General features: G+C 82.1%; 1 pseudogene. It reads right to left on the bottom strand.

Features of this window, described 5'->3' with window-relative positions:
* A pseudogene (locus tag C1I97_RS40875) lies at positions 1 to 474 on the bottom strand (NADH-quinone oxidoreductase subunit C); the annotation flags it as partial.
* Between the last annotated feature and the right edge of the window lie 164 nt (positions 475 to 638).

Genomic DNA, 638 nt, shown 5'->3' with positions numbered 1-638 from the left:
GTTCTCGGGGGTGTCGTCCTCGGGTTTCCGCCTCGGCTTCGGCTCGGGCTCGTCGAACGCCGGACGGGCGTGGTGCCAGGGGGCGTCCGAGCTGCGCGGGGCCGTGGGAGGCGCGGGAGGCGTGGGCGACTGGCCGGCCGCCGCCGCGCGCTGGGAGGCCGAACCCTCGCTCGCACTGCGCGCGCGACGCGGCCCGGCGCCGGCTCGCTGGGAAGCCGACCCCTCGGACGCGCTCCGCGCCCGCCGGGGCCCGGACCGGGCCCCGGGGGGCGCCCCCGCGGCCGGCGTGCCGGGCTCATGGGCCGCCGAAGCCTCCGCGGCCGGCCCTTCCGCCGCCGCGGCCTGCGACACCGCGCCTTCGGCCGCGGCCTGCTTCTGCCGCGCGGCGCTCCCGGCCACCGCCACGCCGTCTTCCGCGGGTGCGCCCTCGGCCGCCGTCGCAGCCTCCGGACCCGCACCCTCTGTTCCTGCCACGTGCTGACTGGCCGACCCCTCGCTCGCGCTCCGCGTCCGGCGGGGCCTCACGGCCCCGGTCGCATCCGTCGCGGGGCCGGCCTGGCTTGCCGAGCCCTCCGCCGCCGTGCGGGTGCGCCGTACCGGACGGTCGCCCGCCGCGCGGGCCGCGCCCCTTGCGGGGC

It is taken from the genome of Streptomyces sp. NTH33, from assembly GCF_003236365.1.
Lineage (GTDB): Bacteria > Actinomycetota > Actinomycetes > Streptomycetales > Streptomycetaceae > Streptomyces.
This window is presented reverse-complemented; position numbering and strand designations above follow the sequence as displayed.